Raw genomic sequence first — 25,346 nt, forward strand, 5'->3', positions numbered from 1 at the left:
TTACTTGCGGAACTCATCAGGGCCAGTGGCAACTGCCACGCAAACAGGCCGGACACACGACTGTACTGACAGAATATTGCAATCACAAAATTGCGCTTGCAATGCAGGAGCCATCCACACATGACATTGAGCACTGAACTCAAATGCTGCAGTGGTCCCCTGATCGCCGGACATTCACAACAAGAGCGCAGGCAATTCATTGGCCTCTGATCCCGCCGAGCCACGCACTTGTCGCTTCAAGCCCTTTGCGCAAGACTGAAAACATCTGCTCAATTTCACTTTCGCTAATAATAAGGGGCGGTGAAAGAACACACATGTTGATCACAGGTCGAACCAATAGCCCACGTTTCTGGCATTCGATATCGATCTGGCCGCCAATTTCGTAGTCGCACCCCAGATCGCTCTGGGGATCACCATCGACTGAGCATTGAACGCATCCCATCAACCCCATGCCGCGCACATCGGCAACGATGTCAATCTGACGAAGCTGCTGTAGTTGATCCTGAAAAATCAGAGCGACCCTGCGAACGTGTTCGAGAAGCCTTTCCCTTTCAATAATTTCCATACTTTTCAGACCAGCGGCCGCGCTGACCGGGTGACCTGAATAGGTATAGCCATTAGAAAAGGTTGCATCTTTTCCCGCAACATCGGCGATCAATCTGTCCGAGATAATCGCGGCGCCCATCGGCGCGTACCCAGATGTCATTCCTTTGGCACAGGTGATTATGTCTGGCTGAATGCCGAAAACTGCCTCAGACGCAAACCAACGGCCCAATCGCCCGAAAGCAGTCACCACTTCGTCGGAGATATATAGAACATCATACTTCCTGCAGATGTTTAGGCAGCTTTGGTGATATCCTTTTGGCGGCACGATCACGCCACCAGAGGCAAGAACCGGTTCGGCGATAAACGCGGCAACATTTTCTGGGCCCAGCGTCACAATGGCGTTTTCCAGATCCGAAACTTTCTCTTTCAAAAAGCTTTCTTCGCTTTGACCAGGTGCACGATAGAGCGGGTTCACGTCTGGCAGGAAATGTGCGAGGTCATCCGCCTTGTCGAGCCAAAGCCTGTCACGCTCTTTTCCACTGATGCTGGCCGCCAGATATGTGCTTCCGTGATAAGCTTTTTGCCTTGAAATGATTTTCTTTTTCTTGGGGCGTCCCAAGAGGTTGTTGCGGAAATGAACAAACCGGATGGCCGTATCAACCGCAGTGGAACCGCCGGTGGTAAAAAAGACATTGTTCAAGTCGCCCGGCGCACGTTTGGCGATTTCGCGTGCGAACCGCGCGGCAGTCGAGTTGGAGTTGTTAAAGGGCGAGAAATAGGCAAGGTTTCGAGCCTGCTCAGCCATGGCCTCGGCCATCTCCACTCGCCCATAACCGATCTGGGTGCACCACATGCCGCCCGGTCCGTCGATCAAGCGTTCGCCTTTTTCGTTCATGACATGGATGCCGCTGGCACCTTCAATAAATGTCCGGTCGTTTTCGCCCAAAGTTGCCATTCCTTCCCACGGGTGCAGGAAGTGGTCGTTGTCCCAGTGCTTGGCGTTAGAGTTATCCACGGCGGGCCATGCTTTCTGCGCTCATCACAATTGGGAACTCTTCGCGCACCTGAGCGTCTGAAGCGCCGAAGTAGTTGGGGAAATGGCTGTCGAGAATGGAATTGGCCTTGTCACGGGCGCGGTCCAGCAGATCAGTTTTACCTTCGTTTTCCCATGTATCTGTACGCTCACGATCCATGAGCCGCGGGTAGACAAATTCGCTGTTCATATAGTTCAGCGTGTGTGGGTTGCCGAGGAAATGACCTGGGTCGATGGCACACTGGTGGATCACATCCACCGCCATGGTTTCATCTGTGACCTCTATCCCGCGCAACGATCGCAGGATCATACCACCCGCTTCGTCATCGATGACCATGCTTTCAAAGCTGCATCCCATCAGGCTGCCAATCATACCGCCGAACTCGCACAGACGATTGGCACCAGCATGAGCGGCAAGCGTGAAGGTTAGCGCCTTTTCCAACCCGTATTGCGCGTCAGGTATTTTGGCATCGGTCATGCCTGCACCAACGGATGTAGGAAGGCCGTAGAAATTGCCCATCTGAATGGCTGCCGCACCGATCAGGGCCTGCTCTCCACTGCCGCCGGTGAACGACCCGCTGCGCAGGTCAGTGATGAAGGGCCAGGCGGCAAAGCAGACCGGACAGCCCGGGTTGATGAGGTTTACAATGGCAACGCAGGCCAGCGTTTCGGCCACGGTTTGTACCAGCGTTCCCGCAAGCGTCGCGGGGGCTGTGGCCCCGGCCTGAGGAGGCACAGCCAGATCGACCGTCAGGCCCAACTTGGCAGTATCAATCAGGATTTCCATGTTCTCCTTGCCGATCCGCAAAGGGGAAACCATAGGGCAGCCGCCAAAAATGACGCTTGGCTTTTTCATGAAAGCGCCTTCACCACCTTGCGCCATATCAAACATGCGAATGGCATGTGGGATATGGCTGCGGTCGCGAAAGGTCAGACAGGCAGGTTTTTGGCTACCTGCGAGCATGGCGTATATGGTGTTCATGTCGTGAGCGAAATCATCGGTCACGTCGGTGGCCAAAACCGTGTCGCCCAGCATATGAATGTTATCCAAACAGTCCACCAAACGGGTGAAATCATAAACATCGCGCAGGACCGAAGGGCGATAAGTTTTGGTCTCGGAATCGAAGGTTGTGACGGCGGTGCCAGAGTTGGCGAAATAGACACTCTCTGCCTTGCAATGCATGTCGTCTTCGCCTTCACGCTCACCGCGGGCATAGACATAAAACTCCTTGGCAGCACCAGCCAGGATGTCGTCCATCAGGGCGCGTGGGAAGCACAGCCGATTGAGGTCATTCATCACCGCGCCCTTGGGCAGCACCAGATCAAGCAGCTCTGGGAAATGGTCGGTGACGCCGGTGTTTTCCAGAACAGTCAGGGCCGCTTGGTGGATGTTCTCCATATCTGATTGGGTCAACGGCTTATAGCGCCCGCCGCTTAAACCTCCACGCACGGCCTCATTGCCCGTGGTCGCCTGTTGCACCTTTATGCGCGCGGCGCGCCCACCACCACCGCGACGGCGTGATTTTACCTCAACCATTACCGGCCATCCTTTGTTCTGGTTCCTGACTGATCATGGCGAAATAGAAATCGTAAAAATCCTGGATCGAGGTTTCCATTTCGCCCAAGGGCCCCGGTTGGAAGTATTGAGAATTCACACCGGACTGGTTGTGGCGAATGATACGTTCGTCATCCAAAGATGTGACATGCCAAAGCCAGGTCAGGTCTTCTTTGTTGAAATCTTGGCCTTCTTCGGCATCAGCGCGAACCAGCCAGACCACCTGAATGTCGGTTTCCTGCAGACCACGTGGAACAAAGCGGTAACCCACCATGTGATCCGAATAAATCAGGAACCAATTCAATGGACCAATATCAAAGTCAGTTGCGCCACCGTCGAAGCCTTTCAGCGTTCCAAGCAATGGCGCAAGCGCCTCGCCCGATTTGCTGCCGGTTTTGTAACCTTGGTAAAGTGGGTAGCGCCGATAGTACCCGCTGGTGAATGGGGTGGGCGCAGCCTCGCCAACAAGCGCCAATTCATCAGGTGTCAGCCCGACTTCTACAGCCCTTGCATTTAGCGGTTCGACCAAGCCAGCCATGTCTTGTGGCGATTTCAAGCTATGAGAGCGAGAATATTCTTTGTGCGCAGGTCCGCAGTGGTAGCATTCAAGATAGTTCTCAACCGCCAGTTTCCAATTTGCGGGAACGGGAAATGACGCCGTATGCGCCACTTTCAGATCGTCAAAGCCATAGGGTTCGACGAGTGGCGAAAGCTGGCTGAGGACAGGATCAAGCGATGGCGTGTTTGCATCGGCACAGACAAAAATCAAGCCTTTGAAGACACTCACCTGAACGGGAAAGAGCCCGAATTTGGAGGGGTCAAAGTGTTCCCCCATGTTGTGACCTGCACGAAGTTTCCCCGATAGCTCATACGTCCAGGCGTGATACGGGCAAACTAGAACACGGGAGTTGCCGGATTGTTCAGTGCAGACGCGAGATCCACGATGGCGACAGACGTTCAAATGAGCGCGAACTTCTCCTTCGCGGTCGCGAACAATAATGATGCTCTCCGGGCCATAGTCGAACAGAAAATAGTCACCGGGGTTTGGGATTTGGCTGACATGCCCTGCCCAAAGCCAGTTACGGTTCCAGACCTGGGCAATGTCATAGGTATAGATGTCTTGCGAGGTATAGAATTCACGCGGCAGCGCGTGGCCGTGCTGGTGCGAGGCCATCAAAGCATCTAATTCAAACGGTCGGCTGTTCATCACGTGTCCTCCAAATCGATTATCTCGCGGCGAAACCAGTCCTTGTCTGATTCTGCCTTAGGGCGTTCAAAATCGCGGGCGGCGCGATGGCCTGCGAAGACTGCGTCCACGATCAATCCCGGCGACGCGGCATCGCCAATAAGTTCGAGGGTCTTCAACCCGAGCCCGCACAAGCTGTCATAAAGCGCTGTCTCTCGATGGCGTTCGGTCACCAGAATTGTCGAGGCACAAGGAATATCTGTTTCGCGACCAGTAAAGGCACACCCGATGCGTGCCACGTCACCTTCAACCGCCGTCAGCACCTGATTGCAGCGAATGTCGATACCAAGTTCGATCAGGCGGGCCTGAATACGAGGCTGCTCCAAAGTATTGACGGCGTAAGCTGAGACCAAACTCTCCGGCGTGACGAAGACCACCTGGTATCCGGCGGTCGCCAGTTTTTCAGCGATCACACCTGCCAGATAGATATGGTCATCATCATAGATCATCACCGGTCCATCCGGAGGCAGAATGCCGTTCATGATGTCATCGGGCGTCAGCACTATGGCATCGGGTTTAATCGTGGGTTGGTGGCGCTGGGTGTTGCGCCCCATGCCATCAGTGCGCCAATGGCTACCGGTGGCCACAAAGACGTGTTCGATGCCAAGCTCTGCCACCTGATCGCCATCAAGTCTGCTGTCAGTGAACAACTGAACGTTGCCGCGCTGCTTTAGGTCATTCAGGCGATAATCGACGACGCGGGACCAAGCCGCGAGGCCGGGAAGTTTGCTTTCCATTGCAACACGTCCACCAAATTCAGCTGAAGCTTCGGCCAGGGTCACCTGATATCCTCGCCTTGCCAATTGCGTGGCGCATTCAAGACCGGCGGGGCCACCGCCAATAACCAAAGTATCCGCGTTGCTCTTTTTCGGCGCAATGATCTCGGGGTGCCAACCGCGGCGCCATTCCTCGCCCATGGTCGGGTTTTGGGTGCAGCGGATCGGGATGCCCAGATTGTCAGATGAGACGCAGATATTACAGCCGATGCATTCGCGGATTTCGTCAATGCGGCCGTCTTCAATCTTTTTGGGAATGAATGGGTCCGCGATGGAAGGTCGCGCGGCCCCGATAAGGTCGACAATTCCCTTCTTGACCATCGACAGCATCATATCGGGGGACGTCAGGCGACCGACACCAACCACAGGTTTCCGTGTGATCTGTTTGACGTGCGACAGAAATGCGTTCTGATAGCCATCCTCCGGTTGAAAGCGGGTTGTGGCACTGTCATTGGACCAGTCGGCTACATTCACATCCCATAGGTCAGGAAGATCGGCCAAAAGCTCGACCACGGCACGGCCTTCTTCTGAAGCCTGCATGCCGTCAGCGCCCACCATCTCATCAATGGCAAAACGGAGCGCCACAGCGCAGCTGTCACCTACAGCTTCGTGGGTATCTTCCAGCAGTTCGCGTGTCAGGCGCACGCGATTTTCAAGCGACCCGCCATATTCATCACTACGCTGGTTCATATGCGGCAGCATGAAATGTTGCGCCAACGTCATGTTGTGTCCGGCATAGACGTAAATGATGTCAAATCCGGCATCTTTCGCGCGCAGGGCGGCCTCGCGGTGCCAGCGGCGGAACTCGCGAATATCAGCTTTATCCATGGCCTGCGCCTGCTTGGGATGCGTCGTATCGACAGACATCTCGGAAGGTGCAAGAACCGGAGCCCGGGTCAGCAGGTTCTGCGCATGGTTGCCATTGTGCACCAGCTGGATAGCGGCCAGCGCACCATGCGCATGTACCGCATCCGTCATCAGCCGCAATGCGGGAACATCGCGCCCGTCCCATAGCCGCCCCTCGGCGTAAGGAGACAGGTCTGAGGTTGGGTGAATCTCGGTCTCCTGATTGGAAACCACCGCCCACCCACCTTCGGCTTTCATCCCACGAACGGCGGCATCCGCCCGCGGTCGGACATGCCCCAGCCCGGTGCAATGTGGCACCTGATAAAAGCGATTTCTGGCTGTGACTGGTCCAATCTGAACCGGTTCAAAAAGCAGAGCATATGGGTTCGCGTTCGACATGTTCACGCGTTTTCCTGTATCTGGGATCCGGAGCCGTAAGGCCCCGGAAAAGTGGTTGTGTTAGAAGCCGGCTTTGATCCGTTCAAATTCTGCCAGCATTTTCGCCTCAAGCTCGGGATTCACCGCATCAAAGAACAAACTGCCTTCGAAGAAGCTTTTAGGGTCAGCAAAACCATAGGCTTCGATGTTGGCCTGATCGGCAACTTCGAACGCTTTTGCGTTGGAATGTGGGTAGCCCCAGTTGTCGATGATGTACTGACCGCTGGCAGGGTCAGTGAGCGCGTTCAACAGATCATAGACCTGATCGACCGGAGTCGTGGAAGACTTCAGATGCACGTAACCGCACGCCCAAGTCGCGATGCCCTTATCGACATCACGCATCATCGCGGCAGGCACTTCGTTCCAGATCAGGTTCAGTTCTGACTGGTTCCAGGCCCAACCCAATTCGATCTCACCGCTGGTCATGGCCTGATCAAATTGACCCGCATCGGACCAGTAAAAGCGCATGTTCGGGTGGATCGAGCGCAGGAAATCAGATGCTTCCTTGAACTGCTCGTCGCTCAGATTGGTGTAATCGTCGGCGTTTCCAGTGGCCAGCGCAGCCAGGGCGTACGCAGATGACGCGGCATCCGGGACGGCGATCTTGCCTGTATAGGCCGGGTCCGCCAGCATTTGCAGCGAGATATCATCGCCTGAGATTTTGTCGGTGCGGTAGATAAGGCCCGTGTTCCCCCACTCGAACGGCAACATGTAAAGCTTGCCGTCTAGGACGATGGCGTCGACTTCCTTGATCTCGGGCAGAACATCGGCCCAGTTGGTCAGTTTGCTTTCATCCAGCGGCTGGATCAGGTCGGCTGCGACCCATTTCCGGACCGCGTCAGAACAAGGATGCGCCAGATCAGCCGTGAAACCCGAACTTAGTTTCGTAAAGGCTTCTTCCTGACTTCCGAAATAGGAATAGCTTGGTGCCTCGTTCCCGTATTTTTCCATGTAGCTGGCAAAGAACCCGGGATCTTCATATCCCGACCAGTCAAAAACCGTCAGATCAGCGCCACCTGCTATGGCAGTTCCCGTACTTATCGCCGTCGCACATGCGAAGGCCGCAATTCCCTGAAGTCTCATTTTATCCTCCCACTATTTTACTTTGTGTCTGTACCTAGATCGATCACGCTTGCCCCCTGAAGCCCCAGCCAAACTGCGTCGCCGCGTTTGAAATCGACCGTGTGAAAATAGTTTGGAACTGAGACCGAGATTGGTTTCCCAGCTCCCGCCACCTGAATGTGGTAGTGAATGTTCTCGCCATAGAATGCGACGTTGCTGACAGTGCCTTGAACCGTTGATGGATAGTCTTCGGGCTTTTCAGCAGCGATTTCCAATTGTTCCGGGCGAATACCGATGTTCATGTCTTTAGAGCTGGTCGCAACGTTGGGGTTTCTCTCAATCTCAATCCGCCCGAAGGCGGCTGCATCGATCGACAACATATTGCCGGTTTCGCCCAACATCTGGGCAGGCAGAATGTTCATCTCACCGATGAAACTGGCCACTTGCTGATCACAAGGACGGGCGTAAAGCGTGGTTGGTGTGTCCACCTGCTTGAGCCGTCCATTGAACATCACGCCAATACGATCGGACATGGTCATCGCCTCATATTGGTCATGGGTGACCATCACAAAGGTGATGCCAAGCGATTGCTGCAGGTTGCGCATTTCAAACTGCATCTGTTCGCGCAGCTTCTTGTCGAGTGCTGACAAGGGCTCGTCCAGCAACAATACTTTGGGTCGCATGATCAGCGCGCGGGCAAGCGCCACCCTTTGCCGCTGCCCACCCGACAATTCACTTGCGCCGCGATCCTGAAGACCGCCCAGCTCGACCATTTCCAGGGCCTCGGCCACACGCTGGTCGATCTCACCCTTGGGCGCCTTGCCCCGCAAGCCATAGGCCACGTTGTTCCCGACGTTCAGGTGCGGGAAGATGGCGTAGCTCTGAAAGACCATGTTCGTTGGACGGTTGTTGGCAGGCACACCTTCCATATCCTGACCGTCGATCAGCACGGTACCCGCGGTCGGTTCCTGGAAGCCCGCGATCATCCGCAACACCGTGGTCTTGCCGCATCCCGAGGGGCCGAGGAGTGAGAAAAACTCGCCCTCTTTGAGATCGAGATCGATCCCGCTGGCCGCCAGGAACGTGCCATAGCGCTTTTCGACGCCCCTGAGTTCTATGATGTTGTTGACTGTCATTGGACCTCTGATGCGGATGAGCGGCGCCGGAAATACTCGGCCAGTACCAGAAGCAGAACCGAGGTGAGCAGCAGGATAGAGCCCAAGGCCAAAACGTTTGGAAGCTTGGCGGGGAAACGGATCTGGCTCCAGATATAGACCGGCAGGGTTGGCTGGTTTCCGGACAGGAAAAAGGCCAGGACGAACTCATCGAAGCTGACCGTAAAAGTGACAAGCATGCTGGCTACGATACCGGGGGAAACGACCGGCAGCGTCACGCGGCGGAAGGTTTCGAACACGCCGACGCCCAGATCGTAAGATGCCTCTTCCAGCGACGCGTCGAAGTCATCGAACGCGGACTTCAAGATCGAAACGGAAAATGGCAAGGCGAGGAACGTATGGCCCAGAACAACTGTCAGCAGAGATGGTTTGAGACCGAGAAACAGAAACAGAACCAGCATTGACGAAGCCACGATAATGCCAGGAATAACCAAAGGCAGCATTACCAGACCTTCAGCGGCGCGCTGGCCCCGAAAACGGTATCGAACAAAGGCGCGCGCAGCGAACAGCCCCATGGCGGTGGATAGAATTGCGACGACCGTGCCAACACCAAGCGAATTCCAAAGAGCCTGGATCAACGTATCCTGTTCGCCCAGCTTCCGATACCAGTCCAGCGTCCAGCCCTTGATCGGAAAGGCAACGATTGTACCGCTGTTGAACGAGAACAAAGGTAGGAAAAGAACCGGCAGGTACAGAAAAACCAAATACAGAAAAGCATAGGCTGTCAGGGTCGAGGGGCGCTTCATCTGATCCTCCTCCCAAGCTGGGTGGCGGTAATGACAAACACGATGGCGACGAAGCCGACCGACAGCATCGCGATCAGCGAAAGTGTGGCGCCGAGAGGCCAATTGTTGGCGGCCCCGAACTGCACCTGAATAAGATTGGCGATCATCTTCCCGTCCGATCCGCCGACCAGTGCTGGGGTCACGTAGTCACCGACTGTGGGGATAAAGATAATCAGGCAAGCCGCAATGATCCCAGGGATCGTCAGCGGCAGCGTCACCCGCATGAAGCGTTGCAAAGGACTGTTGCCGAGGTCTGTGGCGGCCTCCAACAGACTTGGATCGATCTTCTGCAACGAGACATAGATCGGCAGGATCGCAAAAGGTGCCCACGCATGAGCAAGCGTCAGCACGACAGCGAATTCATTATAGAGCAAGAAGTCGAGCGGTTCGTCGATTAGACCAAGCATCAGTAGTGCAGAATTCATCACCCCGTTGAACCCAAGGATGAGTTTCCAGGCAAATACGCGCAGGAGGTAGCTGGACCAGAACGGAATGGTGATGAGCAGAAGCCAGATGGTCTTTTTCCGGGCTTTCATCGCGATGAAGTACGCGATGGGATAGGCCAATGCGACAGTGACTACCGTAACTGCTCCGGCAATCCAGATCGACCTTAGCATTAAGTGTCGAACCAGCGGATCAGCAAGCGCGTCGCTATAGTTTTTCAGCGTCGGTGTCTTGTCGAGCGTTACGTAGGTTTGGGTCCAGAACGAATAGGCGATCAGGATCACCAAAGGCGCCGCCACCAGAAACCCCACGTATGCCGTGGCTGGTGCGCTGAGGGTATAACCCCGGGACGCTTCGCTACGAAAAATCACCCTATCTCCCATCTCGGTACTTACGAGTCTCTAATGGACGATCGTCCATTTAATGTTGCGCCAGAAAGGCCTTTCGTGTCAATCTCCCTGTGAGCTGCCCATATGAGAAGACCCTAAGCTAATGGAATCATTGAATAGAGTGACAGATCCTAAAGGAAGAAAGCGTAGCTCGAAGCGCGACCCAGAAGCCAACAGGCAGCTTCTGATCAAGGCGACACTGGATACTATTGCTGATATTGGAGTTACCGATACCTCGGTCAGTCGCATTTGCGAGCGCTCAGGTCTGTCGCGCGGAATGATCCATTTGCATTTCGGGGGGAAGGACAATTTGCTGACCGCAGCGGCCCAGCATTTCAGTACTGAGTATTATGCCGAGATGGACAGATTGACCGATCTGGGCTCGGATGCATCGCCCGAAGACCGAGTGATGGCTGTGATCGAGGCGGATCTGTCCGAAGCTTTGCTCAATCCACGAAGTACGAAAATCTGGCATGCATTCCGCGGCATCGCGAGCTCACACCCAGGTATTGCCCGATACAGCAGCACTCAGGATCCCAAACTTGTCGAGACTTTGCGGCGTGCGTTCACGGAGATAGCCCAACAAAACGGACATGATCCGAACTTGGTGAATGATGCCACCAGCGGAACGCTGGCCCTACTGGAAGGTATGTGGGTAAATTACCTGACTGATATGCAGATTTTTTCGCGACGACGCTCTGCTGAACTTATTCGAAGGTTTTTAGGTGGGCTTTTCCCAGGCAAATTCATGCTGTGAGGCTTGGCGACGCTCAGATTTGAGGTAGAGACAAAACCCCTTCTTTAAAAGCTGTCTGCTTTCTCGCAATTCTTGACCGGCATGTTGCACCTTCGCGCGGTTTGATCCAACTGGGGCTTGGTCTGCAATGCTACTTGGGAATGTCCCGTAAGGCGTCGCCTACCGTGAACTGAAAGAGATCATGGCGGAACGTGAGGTGATGGTCGATCATGCAACGCTTAACCGCTGGGTCATCAAGTATTCACCCTTGGCCGCTCACGCGGCTCAGCAACGGAAGACCAACACCGTTGAATCTTGGCGTATGGATGAGACTTATGTCAAAGTTCGTGGTGAATGGGCGTATCTGTATCGAGCCGTAGATCGCGACAGGCAAACGCTTGATTTCATGCTATCCGAGAAACGAGACACCAAGTCCGCAAAGATATTCTTCGTCAATGCTCTGTGCACCAATGGTATTCCGAAACGGATCACGAGACCGATGTCGGCTTCAAACGCTTCATCTCGCCTGCGGCAACACTCTCGGGGATTGAGACCGCCAACATGATCTGGAATGGACAGCTTGGGCCTTCGACAAACGGTTTCCGTCAATTTGCAAAGCTCACAGGCTAACTTCGCCTAATCAGAGCGATGGATTTGAACCAAGCCAAAGTTTGCGACAAACCCGCTTTGGCGTGTGGTCGATCAATATGGCATCGTGTTGGACAAAATGCTCCAACAGAAACGGGACAAACGGGCTTTAAAACGGCTGTTACATCGCCTGATAATGCGTCTTGGTTTCGTTCCCAAACAAACATCATAGACAAGCTACGTTCACATGCCGCCACCCGAGCCGCTTGAAATCTTTGCACCACTTGAATTAGAGGCTCTGCGATTGCCCCTTACGACGGCAAAGCTCAGCTACGCTGTCATCGTCACGAAACCCATCAAGTACGATCCGAATCTCCTCTTCGCCGGAATTCTGCTTGCACATAACACGCTTGATTTCTTTGACGATTTCCTCGCCGGGACACGTCGTTGTTTTTCTCATCGTCCACTTCTTGGTGGCAGCGATGAGTAACAAACCATTTCTTAGCAAAAGACCTACTTGGACCCACAAGCGCCTACTTCAAACAACATAAGAGTTACTTGATCAAAGCCCAACTTGGGCACCAAGTCGATCATTTGACACCATTATCTGTTGGCGGTGTTGGGCAATCTGGTTGAGACATTGGAATAGGGGACTTGCTCCAGATTGCACAGAAACGCACCTGGTGCGGAAACGGCAAAAACGTCGGCTGCAATGGGTTCAAAATCGGCCCTGAAATGCGTCGTGCTCTTTACGCAGACGACGGAATAATGCGTTGGATCAAGCCCAATATGAGTAAAATGTGCACGATCCAGACATTGATTAGGTAGGCTTGTGACAACGAGGTCGATCTCGGCTTCGCAACCAACCAACCGTAGTGCAGCTGTCTTGCCAAGCGTTGCTACACCACCGCCATACATTTCACCAGTATAGCGGCATGTGCCATCCCCTAAGGCCAGTACTTCAAACTCTGCTTTGATCGGAACGTGCCCAGCTAAGTTGGACTTTGCACCGATCGCCAGTTTGACCATTGCACCTTCACCTGCCGCATGGGCTTGTTCTGCACTTTCCGGATCATGGAACAGGCCCATCAAAACACTCTTTGTGCCACCTTCAATCAGTGCTGCCAGCAACCCAGTGGTATCAGACGTCCCGCCCGCACCGGCGTTGTCCTGAACATCTGCCAAAAGAACCGGCTTTTCCCGACTTTGACGGCATGTCAAAACCGCTTCTTCCAAAGACAGCATTGAGCAATCAAGATCCGCTTCACGGGCCATAAACAAATTGACGATCTCGTCTGCAGCAGCGGCAGCTTTGTTGGCAGTGGCGGCGTAGACAACGCAAGACGGGCCTGTGTCTGGGAAATCTGCCGCTGTAAAACCTAGAGCGATCTCTGCCAGGATTCCCTGCTGCTCCAACCTTGCTGGAACTTGATAGATTTCGTCGAAGGGCGGAGCACCAGTATATTGCGCGTGCAGGGGGATGAGATAAGGCACCGCTCGGAACGCTTTGAATATTGTTTCGCCATCGAAAAGGCACTGCAGGACAGGAACGCATCGTGCACCAGTTTCTGCCATATCCAAATGGGGATAGGTGCGAAAAATCGACAGGTAATCCGCGTGTTCCACCATCTGAGCAGATATGTTGGCATGCAGGTCTAAACTTGCAACCACTGGAATTTTGGGGCCCACGGCTTCACGCACACGACGCAGTATCTCTCCTTCGCCGTCGGCAAAACTTTCGGTGACCATTGCCCCGTGGAGATCAAGAAAAACGCCGTCGATATGACCCGCTTCTTTAATTCCGTCTAACAGCTTCCCGCAAATCGTTTCGAATGCGTGATCGGTTACATGAGCGGACGGCTCGGCTGAGCACCACAGTATCGGCTCGATTTCAAACCCTCCGGCGGCAGCCGCCGCGGCAAAACCGGCGACAGGTAGGTTCATACCATCAGTTTCCAAGATAACCTGTGAGCCGTGCAACATGCCGGGCCAAGAATCTGCCATCTCGAACTTGTGCAGACCGGCCTTTGACACACCGAAGCAATTGGTTTCATGCTGAAACCCCGCGATCGCAATACGCTTGGTCGTCATTAGGTGTGCTCGATTTCTTTTTTGGCACGCGTTGCAGCAAAAACACTTTGACCGGCGCGGATCGTTTCGATCACCTGTGTATCATTCAGACGGTTCGGATCGTGAAGGGGATTGCGCGAAAGGACAACGAAGTCTGCAACTTTACCCGTCTCGATAGATCCGCGCCGATCCTCCTTGAACACCTGCCAGGCGGCGTCGATGGTTTGGGCACGCAAAGCTGAAAGAACGCTGATCTTCTGATCCTCGCCAAGCACACGGCCTGAAGAGGTTTTCCGATTTACCGCACAATGGGCCAGATGGATTGGACGTGTTGGCGTGACCGACGCGTCGTTGTGGATCGTATAACGCACGCCAAACCGCTCGGCTGATGCTGCCGGGGATATCCTCTCGGACCGCTCGGGACCCAGGAAGGTGTCGTAGTGGCGATCCCCCCAAAAATAAACATGAGCGGGAAAGAAGCTAACGGTTAGGCCAAGTTGGGCCATACGCTCTAACTGATCATCCCGCAGGGCCTGGCCATGAATAATCGTGTGACGATGATCTGCGCGGGGATACGCTCGCAGTACTTTTTCAACCGCATCAATGAACATCTCGGCGCCGGCATCGCCGTTACAGTGGCAATGAATCTGTAAACCCCTGCTATGGAGTTTGCTGACATCAGCATCCAGCTGCTCTTGCGAGGTGTAAGTCATCCCACGAGGATGATCTGGATCAGTCGGCTTGAAATACGGGACAGTCAGATACGCGGTCTGCAACTGAAAGGCCCCATCCGTGAACAGTTTGCGCGGACCCAGTGTGAAATGCGGGTTGCCGGGCCAGTTCGTGCCGATCCATTGGGTGCTTAGCTCTGGCTCCAGACTTCCGACGGGTAGCAGCTCGATATCAATTCCCGGATCCTGATCTGCGGGCAGGCTGGCGAAGTGATCCAGCATAGTTTGCGACGTCCAGGCATTTTGGGCATAGGTCACCCCATGGGTCAGATATTCGTCACGGCAGGCGTCAAAGCCCTGCCAGAACCTTTCGCGGTCGATCAGGAAATCGGTATCGCCCATCTCTCCCATGGCCGATAACCCTTCGATCAATCCCGTTAGGGCTCCGGTTTCGGGATCACGGCCAAAGCGGCCGCCGTCTGGGTCAGGTGTGAGACGGGTTACACCGCGCCTTTCCAGCGCAAGAGAATTGGCCACACCATTGTGGCCTGAGGCATGGATTACCCAGATTGGATGACGTTGCGATACGTCGTCCAACTCGGCCCGCGTCGGCATGCGACTTTCGAGAATAGAGGTATTGTCAATCGACACCCCCATGATCCATTCACCCTCGGGCGTTGCGCTGGCCTTTTTCAGCAGCCTGTCCAACGCCTGCGCCATGGTCCGGCAGTCCCCTAAAGGAGGCGACGACAGATCAACACGGAACAGCCGGATGAATCCCGGATCTGGAAAATGCCCGTGAGGGTCAATAAACGCGGGCATCAGAGTGCGCCCTTGCAGGTTGCGTTCCTGAGTATCCGCAGGCATGCAAGCGCGCAGATCGGCCTCGGTTCCAACGTCCTTGATCCTGTCTCCTTCGGTCAGAACTGCCTCCGGCGAAGAATTCTGCGCATCCATTGTCAGGATTGTGCCGTTGAAAAAAAGTGTACTTGGCATTGGATTTCCTACTACGACAACGGCGCCAGACAACGCAGCCCGTGGCCGCCGTCCACTTCCCATTGTGGGGTCTGGGTGCAGATGTCCTTGGCAAAAGGACAGCGTTCACGGAATTCACATCCAGAGGGGCGTTTAAGCAGGCTGGGGGGTTCACCTTTTAGGGCGATCCGTTCCAACCGCGCATCCGGATCCGGCTCTGGGTTGGCGCTTAAAAGGCAACGGGTGTAGGGGTGGCGCGGATCTTTGAAAATCGTCTCGGTTGTGCCTTCTTCTACCAACCGGCCCAGATACATGATGCCCATTCTGTCGGCCACGTGGCGCACAACGCTTAGGTTATGGGTGATGATTACCATCGCCAGTCCCAGCCGTTCGCGCAGATCGTTGAGCAGGTTCAAAAGCTCACCCTGCACAGACACATCGAGGCCTGCGGTCGGTTCATCCGCCAGGATCAATTTCGGCTCCAGCGCCAGCGCCCGGGCCACGCCTACTCGCCGCGCTTGCCCACCCGACAACTGATATGGATAGCGGTCTGCGAAATGCGTGGGCAGATTGACCATTTCCAGCAGTCGCTTGGCTTCTGCATCCAGATCTTTGTCTTTCATACCCTGAATACGGTATGGCTCAGTGATCAGGCTGCGGATTGTCAGACGCGGCGACAGGCTTCCCACCGGATCCTGAAACATCATCGCCATGTCTTTGCGCAGCGGACGCATGACGCGTTCCGGCGCGCCGCGAATTTCCCGCCCCTCAAAAGTGACCGAGCCGTCTTGCGCAGGCGCAAGACCCGCAATGGCGCGAATAACAGTCGTTTTACCAGAACCGCTTTCGCCAACCAGCGCGTAGGTCTCGCCAGGTTGCACGGTAAAGCTGACACCCGCCAAAACATTGACCGGGCCATAGCTAGTTTTAAGGTCCACGACGTTCAGCAAGCTCATGTTGTGACCTCCTCATGGTTCAGCCAGCATGCGGCGTGATGGCCTTCTTTCAATTGATCCAACGGCGGCACTTGGGTGGCGCACCGTGCCATCGCTTGATCACAACGATCCCGGAAGATGCAGCCACCCGGCAGATTGGCCAGATCAGGCACTTCACCGGGAATGGTCGGCAAAACGCGCGCGCGTTCTTTGATATGACCGGGGTCACATTCGATCAGGCGGCGTGTGTAGGGGTGTTTTGGGTTATGGAAAATCTCACGCACTTCGCCGCTTTCGACAACTGCGCCGGCATACATCACCACCACCCGATCACAGAGTTCCGCGATCACGCCCAGATGGTGCGAGATGAACAGGATGGCACAGTGAAACTCGCGCTGCAGCTCTTGCAGACGTTCGATAATCTGGACCTCAAGTGTTGCGTCCAATGCAGTAGTAGGTTCATCCGCGATCAAAAGGTCAGGCTCCGACATCAACGCCATTGCGATGGCGATCCGTTGGCGCATCCCGCCCGAGAATTCATGCGGGTATTGCTTTAGGCGCGCCTCGGGATCGGGGATGCCAACCGCGCCCAGCATTTTGGCGGCGTGGGCCAGCTTGTCCGGTTTTGACTGTTTGGAGCGGTGCTGAATGTCCAACATTTGCTGCCCGATGGTCAGAACCGGATTATGCGTTTGCATCGGGTCCTGAAAGACGATGGATATGTCCGCCCCGCGCAAGTCGCGCATATGTCGTTCCGATGATTGCAGCAAATCCTGCCCTTTGAACCTGATCTCTCCTTCGCGGAACCGCGTATTAGGCGCTGTCAAACGCAGGATGGACGAGATCAGAGTGGACTTACCGCAACCGGATTCCCCAACAATGCCAACTATTTCGCCTTTGTTGACGTCGAATGTGATGTCTCTCAGAGCCTTGAGGTCGCCCCGGCCTGTTTCGTAGTCGACGCTGAGGTGGTCGATTTCCAGAAGTGTGTCGGTCATCGCTGTTTCCTCAGTTTCGGGTCAACCACATCGCGCAGGCTTTCACCCAGGAAGGTAAATCCAAGCGTCGCCAGAATGATCGGGAGACCCCCGCCGACCACCAGCCAGGGGGTTTGGCGGATCAATGAGTACCCGTCCTTTAGCAAAGCACCCCAGCTGGGCGTCGGAGGTTTCACACCCAGCCCCAAAAAGGACAGGCCAGCCTCCAGCGCGATGACTGTGGGAATATCCATAGCCGCCAGCACAGCCAGAACGCCAATGATGTTGGGCAGCATATGCACGCCCAGAATGCGCGCCATGCTGGCCCCCATCGACCGCTCTGCCAGAATGAATTCAGAGTTGCGCAGGGTCAGCGTCTGAGTTCGCGCGACGCGACCGTAGGTTGGGATTGAGGTCGCCATGACCACGAAGACCACAGTCTGCAGGCTGGGTCCGATCAGGGCCACGACGGCAAGCGCAAACATCACTGTCGGAAAGGATCGGATGGTATCGAAGAACAGCATCAGAAGGTTGTCGAGCCACTTCGGCCCATAGCCAGCAATCATGCCAAGCGTCAGGCCAATCGCCATTGCGCCAAACACGGCAGGCAATGCCACCTTGAGCGCAACTTGCCCCCCGGCGATCACCCGCGAGAACGTGTCGCGCCCTAACTGATCTGTGCCTAGCAGGTGTGCGGCGGATGGTCCTTGCAAGCGGGATTTGATATCCATCGCAATCGGATCATAGGGTACAATCCAATAAGCGAAGATGGCGCAGAATACGATGACTCCGACGATGATCAAACCCATTAGGCCAAGCGGGTCGCGGGCGACGCCGATGATGATCTGGCCAAGTTCGGAACGAGATTTTTCCATAACGCTCCCTCCTCAATGAGCCGTGCGTGCGCGTGGGTCGAGCAACGCATTGATCAGGTCTGCCAATGCGGTCGACACCACGAACAACGCCGTTGATATTAGGACCGAGCCCATAACAATCGGGTAGTTTCGGGTGGTAATGCTATCGATAACCAACTTACCCAAACCCGGTCGAGCAAAGACGATTTCAGCGAAAACGGCGGAGCTGAGAAGAAAGCCCATGCCAACGCCGATCACGGTAACGACCGGCAAAATGGCGATCCGCAGTGCATAAACCATGACCACGCGACGCTCGGCGATCCCAAAGGCGCGCGCGGTGCGCACATGGCTTTCGCCCATAACCTCGAGCATCGAAGCGCGAACCAGCCGGGCAATGTAGCCAACCCAACTGAGACCGATGGCAAACGCAGGCAGAACCAGATGGTCGAGGCGGTCCCAGAACCCCTCTCCGGCGCCGATGGCGGGAAACCACTGCAAATGCACGGCGAATACCAGCAGTGCCAAAAGTGCGACAACAAAGGCCGGAGCAGCCACAAAGCTGACGGAAATTGCTGCGGCGATCCGGTCGATCAGCGTATTGGGATGCGCCGCCGCATAGGCACCAAGTGCGATGCCCAGGCTTGCAGACCACAGGATTGACGCAAAAATCAGTTCCAGAGTGAATGGCAACTGCTGGAACACGATGTCCGTCACGGACCGACCCGAAAATACATCGGTTCCCAGGTCTCCTTGCAGAAGATTCCCATAGAAGATCAAAAGCTGTTTCCAAATCGGTTGATCAAGCCCCAGCGCCGCTGTGAGTTGGGCCTGAAGTTCGGGCGTGGCGCGCGGGCCCAGCATGATCTGGACCGGATCGCCAGGCACGGCGCGGATCATCAGGAACATGACGGTGACCGCCACGAACAGGATGAGTAGCGACAGCCCGAAGCGACGGGTTGCAAAACTTAGCATGGCCAACTGGCTCCTTGTGGCTTGATGGCGTTCAATTTGGCACGGCGAGCGTTACGCGCCCGCCGTACCCGGTCGACCTGGGGAGGTCAGGTCGCCTTGCCGAAATAGCGAAGCAACGACAGGCCATCTGGTCGCAGTGCAGGAATGACCCGAGCGCTGTGAATGACCGGCGTTGCCTCATGAGTGATGAAGCGATAGGCACCGCTTTCTTCCATCAGATCCTGCGCGCGCTGATACATTTCCGCCCGTTTTGCGATATCCGTTTCCGCAGCCGCGGATTCATGGATTTCGTTAAATTCAGGGCTGTTAAAACGTTCCCAGTTCCATTTTCCGATCTGTTCGGGCGTGAACCACGACGTCGCATAATACGGGTCTGGGGTCATCGAAAAGCGGTTCAGAACAAGCTGAAGGTTTTCATTGTCGCCAGATGCCCAGAACGCTCCGGATTCCAGAACGTTGACTTCAACCGTGATCCCGATCTGCGCCAGCGTCGCCTGAATGATCTGAGCGGTTGTCGTGAAGGTCGTTTTGTTCAACGTGTCTAGGGTCAGCGTGACATTGGTTTCACCGGATTCCGCCAGCAACTGCGCCGCTTTTTCAAAATCTGCCGCGGGTGGCACAAGCGAAGAGGACCGATGCCCGGCAAGACCCGGTGCGATGATGCCGGTTGATGGCTCAGCAGCACCAAAATACGCCGCCTCCAGAATGCTGGGGACATCCACCGCGTGCTGAATCGCCTGCCGCAGTTTTTGATTTTGCAGCTTCGGATGCTCGACGTTCATGCCCATCCAGACATAATAAAGCGAGGGTTTTTCGACCAGCGATCCACCATTGGGAACCCCGGCGCGGTAACGCTCGACTGAGCCCAGCGACACGCGGGTTACATCCAGTTCACCCGCTTCGAACGCAATCTCGGCAGTGTTTTCATCGTCAATCGGATAGATCTCGACGGTGTCCCAGGTGGGCGCGTCCCCTTTCCAGTCGGGGTTACGCTTAAGAACGGTCTTTTCCTTGGGCGACCAGCTGTCGCGCAGGTAAGGACCGGATTCCGCAACCGGATCAGCGCCGATCCGGCCGCCCGCGGCTTCGACAGCGGCTTTCGAGACAATGTTGCCGGTAATGTACGGAAGGGCGATCGACCAGATCGGTGCAAACGGGCTGTTCAGAACGATCGTTCCTTCACGTTCTCCGGTGACCTCAACATGGCTGAATGGCCCCAGGTCGGGTTTGTTCGGACTGTCGGTTGCGTCGTCCACGATCCGTTCCATGCTGAACTTGACGTCCTCGGCGGTCATCGCGCCAAATCCATTGGTGAACCCGATATCATCACGCAATGCGAACTTGATATGGGTCGGATCAACCTGCTCGATCATCGTGGCGGCATCCATCTGCCAGCCCCATTCCTCGCCTGGTTTGTACTGGATTAGCTTGTTGTAGATCGAGGCATGAACCTCTTCTTCAACGACACCAACGGAATGGGCCGGATCCATGTTCTGCGCATCTCCATAGGCCCGCACCCGCAGCACGCCGTCATCTGCCGCAAACGCACGGTTCGCCCATCCTATCGGAAGCGCCGTGGCGGCCCCAAGCGCGGTTGCACCTTTCAGGAACCTCCGCCGACCTACATTGGCCTTTGTCCATTCGATCTTCATAGTATCCTCCCTTGGATTAAGTCAGAGAAGTCCGCGCGGAACGGTTTCGGACCATTCCTTCGTCAAAACTTCGATTTCATCTGCACCTTCAGTGGCGCGTAGTTTGCGGTAGAGATAGAAATTTTGCGCGTCGCAGGTCATCCGGCATTCGGTTGAGATGGCGACTTGCCAATCTTCGCGCTCGAACGAAAAACTCCAAGCGGTCTGGAAATGCGCGGTTGTCGGATCATCGGGGTGAATGCAGTAGCGCATGCGAACGTCACTGCCGACAATCAGATCATGATACGGGTCGCGCGATTTTCCGTAGTCATCAAATGTCTCCAGAACCACCTGACCATTTTTGGTCACGGTGCGTTCGGATTGCGCGGATGGTGGACGCAATTGTTCACCGGCAAGAACTGGATAGTTCTGTGCCGGGCCAGGTTCAGAAGCTTGAACCTCATGCGTGACTTCCCGCACCGGCAAATGCAGGGTGCAATCCTGCAAGTGCATTGTCACCTCGGCCGAGTGCGGTGCTGGCCACACGATCGGCCAGTATGACGTCGACAGCGCCAGTCGCAACACGTGACCCTCGCGCAAATAATGCGCGCATTCGTTCAGAACAATTTCGGCTTCATAGATTTCACCCGGCCGCAGACTTTCGGGCGTTTCATAGCTGCGGTAGTGGCACAGGTTCAGTGGACGATAGCTGATGCGCTGCGATACACCTTCGGGCGAGACATCGCATAACCGCGCGACAAATTGGGCAACAGGTCGATCTACCGAAAACCGAAACTTCAGCTTTGCTCGGCCCAGCAGCTCCAGCGGGGCCTGCAGCGGCGCGCTGTCAAAACAAACCGACAGGGCATCATCCCTTGCCTGATCCCCTGCAAGTTCATTGTCGATCCGCATGCCCGCACAGAAATACCCGCCTTCCCTACCGACATGACTGGGTGATATGACAGTGATCGTGCCCGTGGCCGGTTGCTGAGAGAACCCACACGGCGTCAAATGCCAGACCTGTTCAGATATATGCGGTGACGGCCACGTGGTTTCCGCAATCCAACGACCTTGCCGGGCAGAGTTTTGTGCCGTCGGATTAAAATGCTCCTGCATGTATGTCCGGTACGCAGGCAGGTCTTCGGCCCCATTTTCCTGCCCCTTGAGCCAGCGGTCAAACCAGCCAATAACTTCGGAATGAAAGTCTGCAGGATCAAGTTTTGAGATATGAGGATAACGGTGTTCCCACGGCCCAATGACGGCTTTGGTTGGCACGGTTAGGTTGGCTGCCAATGCCGTGGGCGCATTGACATAAGCATCTGCCCATCCGGTGATGGCCAAAACGGGGGTTTGGATCGCGGACCAATCCTCGCAAACCGAGCCATGTTTCCAAAACGCGTCACGTGTCTGATGGCGCAGCCAATCCGCAGCAGAAAATGGGACGCTTTGCAGTCGGGTTAGCCAATCCTCACGCCAATCTGCACGAAGGTCCGGATCAGCGGGTCGGGTCAGGTAGGCAAACATTTGGCTGCCCCAATTCATGTTGTCACTCAGCAGGCACCCGCCCATAAAATGGATGTCATCCGCATAGCGATCCACGGTCGAGGCGACGCTGACGACGGCCTTTAATGCTGGTGGTTGTCGAAAGGCTAGCTGCAAGCCATTAAATCCGCCCCACGATATCCCGATCATCCCGACATGGCCGTCACACCAATCCTGCGCGGCGATCCAAGCTATGATTTCCTCACCATCATGCAGTTCCTGCTCAGAGTACTCGTCGTCGAATTGCCCTTCGCTGTCCCCGGTTCCAGCTATGTCAACGCGGATGCAGACATAGCCTGCCTCGGCAAAAACCGTGTGTGTCGTTTCATCTCTTGGCGCAGTGCCGTCGCGTTTGCGGTACGGCAAATATTCCAGAATTGCGGGGGCAGGACCGGTTTCGGGCAACCAGATGCGCGCAGCCAACCGTCGCCCGTCGGCGAGCGTGATCCATGTGTTTTCGATGGGTTCAATTGGCATCTGGTCGCTTGTCTGTTGCAAAGTGATGCCTAAGAAGAAACCGATTTGCAGCTAATGCAAATTGTGCGATCTTACGCGAACTGACGCGTCTTGTCGTGATATAGCGTCAAAACGCGAAAGGTTTTGCCTGTGTCAGAAAATTTTTCTTCCAACCTTCGGTCATTATGCGCAGAGCATGGGAATATTTCACAGATTTGCCGTGATATCGGCGTCAACAGACAGCAATTCAATCGCTACCTGAATGGCGCCAGCCTGCCGTCTGCCCACAACATGCGCCGCATTGCACGTCATTTCGACCTGACAGAAGCCGACCTGTTCGCGGAAACAGCGAGCTTCGAACGAATGCTCATGCGTGCCTTACCGCAAGCCGGGCATACACCAACGGACACGTTTCTGGGCCCGTTTCGGGGGCAGCAGAAAAATCTAAGGCGATATGTGGGCTTTTATCATTCCTATTTCTGCACGCCGTCCTGGGAAGGAAAGATCTTTTGTTCCCTGATCCGCATTCAGGAAAGGGATGGGCTGTTCACGATCCGGTCCCGGGAAATCGCCACCTCGCCAGACAAGAGCACTCACCAGATTTCGCGTTACTCTGGCCTGGTAACAATGCGCGGTAACAGGATATTCGTGACCGAACACGAGCTGGCACGCGAAGGAAGCGTCGCCAATACTATCTTGTATTCCGCACACCGCCAGCAACTAAAATATCTGCGCGGCATGACCATGGGCGTCGCCTGGCGCCCCTACCCGCACCCCTATGCTGCCAAAACAATCTGGAAACGCTTGCACGAGCGTGTGAGTGCCCGCGAAGCAATTGCCGCCTGCGGCATCTATCCAGCTCAAAGTACAAGGATCGATCCGACTGTCCGCAAGCATCTGAAAGAGTCCTGAAAGCGGCCGGATGTTGCGCAAACTTAAGCGAAGCTAAGCTGCACGCTTTGCAATTTATCTGGGTTCGCTTGTAGAAGCCCCAGGCTGCCCCTTCCGGATCATGTCGGCGGCCTCGATGCCCACAACGCGCGGTCAGGTTTGCCTCGGGCCGCCATCACTCCATTAGCCGCGTTTCAACGTTGCTTGGCCACCGCTTCGCCCTCTGCTAACGAGCGATTTTCGATCAAATTCGACAACCAGTTCGAACACCGGTCTGAACTCTGGCTAGGTCATTGATGCCTTACGCGACCTGTTCATTCTGCGCGGCGGACCAAGCTACATCCGATCGAGACCGTTGCATTAATCGGCTGAAGCTGGGTCAGGCGCGGCAGATGCGGCCGAATTATACATGCTCAAACAGGTTTGAGATGAAGTCGATCTCTCCTCGAACACCGGTTTGTTTGTGACAAATGTGGCCGCGTTTGAAGGTCCGGATCGTCTCTATCTCTCTCAGTGTTGCCTTCGCGGTTTGCAAGGATCGAAATCTTTGACGGTACCCAAGTAGGCGCTTCATCGCTGCATGGTCACTTTCGACCAAATTGTTCCGCCACTGTCGATCAATATGCCTGATGCTGTCGAAATGCGGATCGTATCGGCGGTTGATATTGCGGATGACACGTCGATAAGCGTAGGCCTCGTCCACATGCCAGTCCACACTGGCGCGGCGTAAGTGCTTCTCGGTACGTTTAGTCAGTTCCGGGCTAAACTTCTGGACCCAGCAGAACACGGTCGAGCGATCAACTTCGACGCCGCGCTCGGAGGGCAAATCGATTACATCTTGGTACGAAAGCGGATACCGCAGGTACCAACGAACCGCGCAGAGAATGATGTCGCGCGGGAAGCGGTGGTGTTTGAATGCTATCTACGCGGCATGAGAAACCTCAAAAATACAAAAATCCCTAAAGGCGACGATTAATGCAACAGTCCCATTGGGAAACGAGGGGAGGTTTGACCAAGCTGGTAGATTGGAGATAGATCCTCATATGGCTCACCACCCTATCTTATGGACGTTCCGTCGCTGCCCGTACGCGATAAGGGCCCGCCTCGCATTGGCGAGTTCAAGAGTTACAGTCGAGCTGCGCGAAATTCTCTTACGGGACAAACCAGAGGCCTTCTTACAAACATCCCCATCCGGAACAGTTCCCACGCTTCAACTTCCCGACAAAGTTATAGATGAAAGTCTGGAAATCATGGTTTGGGCGCTCAAACAAAATGATCCACAGCGGCTTTTGGACATGCCTCAAGAAGGTTGGGAACTGATTACGGTAAATGATGGTCCATTCAAGGCGGCTTTAGATCACACAAAATACACCACGCGGTATCCGGATTTAGATCCCAAAGAGGAACGCAGGAAAGCGGCAAGATACTTGCTCAGCCTCGACGAACGGTTAGTCGGGCAGGCCTGGCTTTTCGGAGATCGCCCCACCCTTGCCGATCTGGCGCTTCTACCATTTGTGCGCCAGTTTGCGCATATAGACCGGGCCTGGTTTGACGCGCAGGAGTGGCAGAGTTTAACAGCGTGGCTGGATCAATTCCTGGACAGTGAAGTATTTTTGCTAGTCATGAGTAGGTACGCAACTTGGTCAGAAGACGACGCTCCGAATTGGTTCAACGGCTGAGCCCAACACGTCGTATCACGGTCCAAAGCTGCCCTCTTTAGCGAAAGACGTCTGTGATGCGGCTTCTACAAAGT

21 protein-coding genes and 2 pseudogenes are annotated in these 25,346 nt (G+C 55.1%); 6 read left to right on the forward strand and 17 right to left on the reverse strand.

The window, feature by feature from the left end; genetic code table 11:
• Positions 1 to 196: 196 nt before the first annotated feature.
• Genes AC2FIS_RS12225 through AC2FIS_RS12260 form a run of 8 tightly spaced genes read right to left on the reverse strand, consistent with a single transcriptional unit; the run spans position 197 to position 10,289 of the window.
• Positions 197 to 1,561, reverse strand: coding sequence for an aminotransferase (locus AC2FIS_RS12225; protein WP_496773595.1), 1,365 nt, complete (start codon positions 1,559 to 1,561; stop codon positions 197 to 199).
• Complete coding sequence (locus AC2FIS_RS12230) at positions 1,554 to 3,116, reverse strand: trimethylamine methyltransferase family protein (RefSeq protein WP_496773597.1); 1,563 nt, start codon at positions 3,114 to 3,116, stop codon at positions 1,554 to 1,556. Before AC2FIS_RS12230 ends, AC2FIS_RS12225 begins: the two co-directional genes overlap by 8 nt.
• The gene (locus AC2FIS_RS12235) at positions 3,109 to 4,341 is read right to left on the reverse strand and encodes an aromatic ring-hydroxylating oxygenase subunit alpha (protein ID WP_496773599.1); all 1,233 of its coding nucleotides are present in this window, start codon (positions 4,339 to 4,341) and stop codon (positions 3,109 to 3,111) included. The genes AC2FIS_RS12230 and AC2FIS_RS12235 overlap by 8 nt, the downstream gene beginning before the upstream one ends.
• Positions 4,341 to 6,401, reverse strand: a complete 2,061-nt coding sequence (locus AC2FIS_RS12240; protein WP_496773601.1) for an oxidoreductase — start codon at positions 6,399 to 6,401, stop codon at positions 4,341 to 4,343. Before AC2FIS_RS12240 ends, AC2FIS_RS12235 begins: the two co-directional genes overlap by 1 nt.
• A 60-nt stretch (positions 6,402 to 6,461) precedes the next feature.
• Positions 6,462 to 7,523 carry an extracellular solute-binding protein gene (locus AC2FIS_RS12245; protein WP_496773603.1) on the reverse strand — a complete coding sequence of 354 codons (1,062 nt, stop codon included), beginning with the start codon at positions 7,521 to 7,523 and terminating at the stop codon, positions 6,462 to 6,464.
• Between the two features lie 17 nt (positions 7,524 to 7,540).
• On the reverse strand, positions 7,541 to 8,638 hold the full coding sequence (locus tag AC2FIS_RS12250) for an ABC transporter ATP-binding protein (RefSeq protein ID WP_496773605.1): 1,098 nt from the start codon (positions 8,636 to 8,638) through the stop codon (positions 7,541 to 7,543).
• A complete protein-coding gene (locus tag AC2FIS_RS12255) occupies positions 8,635 to 9,423 on the reverse strand; it encodes an ABC transporter permease (protein ID WP_496773607.1) in 789 nt (262 codons plus the stop codon). Before AC2FIS_RS12255 ends, AC2FIS_RS12250 begins: the two co-directional genes overlap by 4 nt.
• Entirely contained in the window at positions 9,420 to 10,289 is an 870-nt protein-coding gene (locus AC2FIS_RS12260; RefSeq protein WP_109310913.1) for an ABC transporter permease, read from the reverse strand. Before AC2FIS_RS12260 ends, AC2FIS_RS12255 begins: the two co-directional genes overlap by 4 nt.
• Before the next feature lie 127 nt (positions 10,290 to 10,416).
• Between AC2FIS_RS12260 and AC2FIS_RS12265 the strand changes: the two genes are divergently transcribed.
• The 4 genes and pseudogenes from AC2FIS_RS12265 to AC2FIS_RS12280 all read left to right on the forward strand — a co-directional run bounded on the left by AC2FIS_RS12265 (position 10,417) and on the right by AC2FIS_RS12280 (position 12,109).
• Positions 10,417 to 11,052, forward strand: coding sequence for a TetR/AcrR family transcriptional regulator (locus AC2FIS_RS12265; protein ID WP_496773610.1), 636 nt, complete (start codon positions 10,417 to 10,419; stop codon positions 11,050 to 11,052).
• A gap of 154 nt (positions 11,053 to 11,206) precedes the next feature.
• Positions 11,207 to 11,661 (forward strand): annotated as a pseudogene (locus AC2FIS_RS12270) (IS6 family transposase); the annotation flags it as partial.
• Between the two features lie 55 nt (positions 11,662 to 11,716).
• Positions 11,717 to 11,880, forward strand: a pseudogene (locus tag AC2FIS_RS12275) (DDE-type integrase/transposase/recombinase); the annotation flags it as partial.
• Complete coding sequence (locus tag AC2FIS_RS12280) at positions 11,867 to 12,109, forward strand: hypothetical protein (protein WP_496773611.1); 243 nt, start codon at positions 11,867 to 11,869, stop codon at positions 12,107 to 12,109. The pseudogene AC2FIS_RS12275 and the gene AC2FIS_RS12280, both read left to right, overlap by 14 nt.
• Positions 12,110 to 12,222: 113 nt before the next feature.
• Here AC2FIS_RS12280 and AC2FIS_RS12285 read toward each other — a convergent pair whose 3' ends face one another.
• The 8 genes from AC2FIS_RS12285 to AC2FIS_RS12320 form a co-directional block, all read right to left on the reverse strand.
• Positions 12,223 to 13,710: a M81 family metallopeptidase gene (locus tag AC2FIS_RS12285; protein ID WP_496773612.1), complete on the reverse strand. Its 1,488-nt coding sequence runs from the start codon at positions 13,708 to 13,710 to the stop codon at positions 12,223 to 12,225.
• Complete coding sequence (locus tag AC2FIS_RS12290; RefSeq protein WP_496773613.1) at positions 13,710 to 15,356, reverse strand: amidohydrolase; 1,647 nt, start codon at positions 15,354 to 15,356, stop codon at positions 13,710 to 13,712. The genes AC2FIS_RS12285 and AC2FIS_RS12290 overlap by 1 nt, the downstream gene beginning before the upstream one ends.
• A gap of 11 nt (positions 15,357 to 15,367) precedes the next feature.
• On the reverse strand, positions 15,368 to 16,291 hold the full coding sequence (locus AC2FIS_RS12295) for an oligopeptide/dipeptide ABC transporter ATP-binding protein (protein ID WP_496773615.1): 924 nt from the start codon (positions 16,289 to 16,291) through the stop codon (positions 15,368 to 15,370).
• Positions 16,288 to 17,268 (reverse strand): ABC transporter ATP-binding protein, encoded by a 981-nt coding sequence (locus AC2FIS_RS12300; protein ID WP_496773616.1) that lies wholly within the window; start codon positions 17,266 to 17,268, stop codon positions 16,288 to 16,290. The genes AC2FIS_RS12295 and AC2FIS_RS12300 overlap by 4 nt, the downstream gene beginning before the upstream one ends.
• A complete protein-coding gene (locus AC2FIS_RS12305; protein WP_113791915.1) occupies positions 17,265 to 18,122 on the reverse strand; it encodes an ABC transporter permease in 858 nt (285 codons plus the stop codon). Before AC2FIS_RS12305 ends, AC2FIS_RS12300 begins: the two co-directional genes overlap by 4 nt.
• A 12-nt stretch (positions 18,123 to 18,134) precedes the next feature.
• Positions 18,135 to 19,073: an ABC transporter permease gene (locus tag AC2FIS_RS12310; RefSeq protein WP_108859860.1), complete on the reverse strand. Its 939-nt coding sequence runs from the start codon at positions 19,071 to 19,073 to the stop codon at positions 18,135 to 18,137.
• Between the two features lie 86 nt (positions 19,074 to 19,159).
• Positions 19,160 to 20,725: an ABC transporter substrate-binding protein gene (locus AC2FIS_RS12315; RefSeq protein WP_496773617.1), complete on the reverse strand. Its 1,566-nt coding sequence runs from the start codon at positions 20,723 to 20,725 to the stop codon at positions 19,160 to 19,162.
• Between the two features lie 21 nt (positions 20,726 to 20,746).
• Entirely contained in the window at positions 20,747 to 22,723 is a 1,977-nt protein-coding gene (locus AC2FIS_RS12320) for a CocE/NonD family hydrolase (RefSeq protein WP_496773619.1), read from the reverse strand.
• Between the two features lie 129 nt (positions 22,724 to 22,852).
• On the opposite strand from AC2FIS_RS12320, the gene AC2FIS_RS12325 reads away from it, so the two are divergent.
• Positions 22,853 to 23,614: a helix-turn-helix transcriptional regulator gene (locus AC2FIS_RS12325; protein WP_496773620.1), complete on the forward strand. Its 762-nt coding sequence runs from the start codon at positions 22,853 to 22,855 to the stop codon at positions 23,612 to 23,614.
• A gap of 382 nt (positions 23,615 to 23,996) precedes the next feature.
• Here the strand turns inward: AC2FIS_RS12325 and AC2FIS_RS12330 are convergent, their stop codons facing one another.
• Positions 23,997 to 24,515, reverse strand: a complete 519-nt coding sequence (locus AC2FIS_RS12330) for a DDE-type integrase/transposase/recombinase (protein ID WP_496773811.1) — start codon at positions 24,513 to 24,515, stop codon at positions 23,997 to 23,999.
• Positions 24,516 to 24,636: 121 nt separating this feature from the next.
• On the opposite strand from AC2FIS_RS12330, the gene AC2FIS_RS12335 reads away from it, so the two are divergent.
• Positions 24,637 to 25,272, forward strand: coding sequence for a glutathione S-transferase (locus tag AC2FIS_RS12335; protein ID WP_496773621.1), 636 nt, complete (start codon positions 24,637 to 24,639; stop codon positions 25,270 to 25,272).
• Positions 25,273 to 25,346 lie beyond the last annotated feature (74 nt).

The organism is Ruegeria sp. CDSB113, assembly GCF_059611045.1.